The sequence below is a fragment of the Tissierellales bacterium genome, assembly GCA_025210965.1.
Classification (GTDB): Bacteria; Bacillota; Clostridia; order Tissierellales; family JAOAQY01; genus JAOAQY01.
In genome coordinates, this window is record JAOAQY010000082.1 from 1 (window position 1) to 3,324 (window position 3,324).

5 protein-coding genes are annotated in these 3,324 nt (G+C 30.4%); 4 read left to right on the forward strand and 1 reads right to left on the reverse strand.

From position 1 onward, the window contains the following. Positions 1-122: 122 nt before the first annotated feature. The 3 genes from N4A40_06000 (at position 123) to N4A40_06010 (ending at position 2,246) form a co-directional block, all read left to right on the forward strand. Entirely contained in the window at positions 123-668 is a 546-nt protein-coding gene (locus tag N4A40_06000) for a sigma-70 family RNA polymerase sigma factor (GenBank protein ID MCT4661399.1), read from the forward strand. A gap of 5 nt (positions 669-673) precedes the next feature. After that, positions 674-1,702 (forward strand): DUF4179 domain-containing protein, encoded by a 1,029-nt coding sequence (locus N4A40_06005; protein MCT4661400.1) that lies wholly within the window; start codon positions 674-676, stop codon positions 1,700-1,702. Between the two features lie 196 nt (positions 1,703-1,898). Beyond that, positions 1,899-2,246 (forward strand): helix-turn-helix transcriptional regulator, encoded by a 348-nt coding sequence (locus N4A40_06010; GenBank protein MCT4661401.1) that lies wholly within the window; start codon positions 1,899-1,901, stop codon positions 2,244-2,246. Positions 2,247-2,290: 44 nt separating this feature from the next. Here the strand turns inward: N4A40_06010 and N4A40_06015 are convergent, their stop codons facing one another. Continuing rightward, complete coding sequence (locus N4A40_06015; protein ID MCT4661402.1) at positions 2,291-2,800, reverse strand: nitroreductase family protein; 510 nt, start codon at positions 2,798-2,800, stop codon at positions 2,291-2,293. Positions 2,801-2,973: 173 nt separating this feature from the next. On the opposite strand from N4A40_06015, the gene N4A40_06020 reads away from it, so the two are divergent. Further along, positions 2,974-3,324: MerR family transcriptional regulator (locus tag N4A40_06020; protein MCT4661403.1), on the forward strand; the 351-nt coding region annotated here is incomplete at its 3' end.

The following is a 3,324-nucleotide window of genomic DNA, read 5'->3' on the forward strand; positions in this document are numbered from 1 at the left end:
CGATTTAATTTGTCTATAGTTTTTATTTTTAGAATTATTGATAGAAATTACATATTAGATGCAAAGTATATAGTGTAGGGGAAGTTAATAGCGAGCTCGTGAAAAAAGAGGTGGTGGGAACTTTGAAAATTGATGAGGAAAATTTTATAAAGCTGCTTATTCGAAGGGATGAAAGGGCTATGGATTATGTAATAGAAAGCTATGGCTGGCTGATAAAGTCTATAGTGCAAAAGCATCTATATTCATTTAGCAGTGATCAGGGAGAGTGCATAAATAATATACTCCTAGCTATTTGGGAACACATTGAAAGTTATGATATTGAAAAGGGAAGTTTTAAAAACTGGCTAGCGGGTGTTTCACGTTTTAAATGCTTAGAATATAAGCGGAAATATCTTAAAAACTTAGAGTATGAAAATATTGATGACTTGGTGATTGGGATTGAAGATAATACTTCAGAAAATATACTGAGAAAAGAATTGAAAGATGAGATTGAAAAACTTTTGGCTTGCCTTAAGGATGAAGACCAAATGATATTTAAGAAACTCTATATAGATGGCAGTAGCATAGAAGATATAAGCAAAGAATGTGCTATGAGTAGTGCTGTTATTTACAATAGAATTTCTAGAGGAAAAAAGAAAATTAGAAAATTATCAGAAAGCAGAGGATGATTAATATGAGTAAAGATATATATGAATTATTAAACGATGCTAATACAGATTTATCAGAATATGAAGGACGAGAGTTAAATGATTTAGAAAAGAGAGCTATCAAAAGTAGATTTCATAAATCGGTTAGAGGTAAAAAGAGCCTTAGAAATAATAAAATTGCTATAGCTATGGCAGCTGCAATAATAATTGGCGGAGTTACTCTTGGGCCACTTAATGGTCAAGTTAAAGCAGCTATAGATTCTATAGGATCAAATATTGCGATGAAGCTTGGTATAGAGGCTGATTTAGAGTCGTATGAGACTATTGTACACAAGAAAGTTACGGATAATGGAATAACTATAGATTTACAAAGTGTAGTAATTGATGGAAGCGATTTGATAGTAACAGATAGAATATTAAGCGATATAAAAATGGACGAATCAGGACTAGAATCCAATATTAGCTTACGTGTGAACGGAAAGAGAATAGAATCAGGTTCGTCAGGAAGTGCATGGGCTGTTGATGATAATACATTTGAAGAGGTAACTAATTATGATATGGGAAATATAGAGACCAATGGCAATGTGAAAATAGAGATAGAATATAACGAAATAGAGTTAGGCGAAAAGTCTATATCTGGAGATTGGAAATTTGCATTTGAGACAAATGGCGAGAATTTGTCAGTAGATACAAAACATTTAGTTATAGCTAGAGAATTTACACTCGAAGATGGAAGTAGAGTAATTATAAAAGAAATAACACTAAATGAATTGGGTCCTAAGGTGTATTATGAGAGATCAAATATTAATGAAAATAGAGATTTTAGATTTGTGCTCAAAGGTATGGATGATTTAGGAAATGAAATTGTATTTGATGGCGGAAGAGAAACTAGAAAAGGTGGGGTGATAAGCTTAGATGTTCTTAGCTCAAACTTTTCAAAAGATGCTAAGTCGCTTGAATTGAGTTTGTATTCAAGAAAAATGCCACAGGGTAGCGGAAGAATGAATCAAGAACTAAAAAAATTAGGAGATGAATTCAAGATAGAATTACAGTAAATCTTGATAGACATTCGTTCGAGTTGACTAATAATTATAAAATTATAGAAAACTTGTACATTTAATTTGATATATCGGATTCTGAATTTCATTTTTGATAATGTGAGATTTGGAATTCGATTTTTTTGATATTAGAACTTTAAAATTTGATATAATTATATATAGTGATTTTAAATTAAGTTTGGGGGATTTTATTATGTCGGAGCTAAAAAAAGAGTATAATTGTTCGTTAATATTGACATTCGACTTACTTGGAGGAAAATGGAAGCTTAGGATATTGTGGCATATAATAAATGGAGATAATAGATTTTCATTATTGTTAAAATCAATGCCAGAAATTACAGAGAAAGTTTTGACCACACAGCTTAGAAACTTAGAAAAAAATGGATTGCTAAAGAGAACTGTAATTAGTCAAAAACCATTAAATGTGCAGTATAATTTATCGGAAAAATATTCGGAATTAGTCCCTATAATAGGAGAACTTTGTAGATTTTCTAGAGATTATGCTATTAAAAATAATATTATTATAAACGATTCTAAATAATTAAAAAAACAGTTTGAAAAAACTGTTTTTTTAATTCGAAAATTTTAATATTTGTTATAATGTACACGCTCTTTGTCATATCTATCAACAAAATGATTTGCACCTGTTGAAGCTGGATATCCAATAGCTATTACGCAATAAGGCTTGATGTTTTTAGGACAATTTATTATATTTTTCACATGATTAATTCTATCACTTAGTGGATGTACCCCTAGCCATGTACTACCTAAATCATGTTCGGTAGCTTCGAGTAATATATTTTGAGTAGCTGCGCCTAAATCTTGCTCCCAATTTTCAGGGAATTTCATGTTATTTTTATTTCCAACAACAACTATTGCAAGCGGAGCATCTTTTAGAAATTTTGCATAAGGACTCATATTTGATAGAGCTTCAAGTTGTGATTTGTCATCAATTATAACAAATTCCCATGGTTGTTGATTTCCAGCTGAAGGGGCCTGCATAGCAGATTTTAGTAATTCAGAAACAATTTCTAATTCGACCTTTTTTTCAGAAAATTTTCTCACACTACGTCTCTTTTTTATTGCATTTATCATGTACAATCATTCCTTTCAAGATGAATTTACTAAAAATAGTTTAAAGTATTTTGTATTAGTTTGTAAATTACTTACTTTTTAGTAGGTAAGAATATAGTTGACAATGACGCTACGTAATTTAGTATACTTGAATTAGAAGATCTTCTAATTTTGAATGATAGGGGTGAGAAAATATGCGAATTAGAGAAGTGAGTAATATTTATGGAATATCTCTAAGAACACTCAGATATTACGAAGAAATAGAAATATTAAACGTGAAGAGAGATAAAGCGGGAAATAGAATATATGGTGATAGTACACTTAAGGCATTGGAAATGGTGATTATACTCAAAGAGCTAAATTTGAGTTTGAAGTTGATAAAAACAATTATTCAAGATAGTGGTTGCTGTAGGCTAAATGAGATATTGAAGGATGAGCGAATTAAGTTAGATAAGCAATTGGTTGAGATTAATCAGAAGAAACAATATATAGATTCAATAATAAATACGTTTGGATCAAAAGACGTTACGAAAGCTACCTTAGAA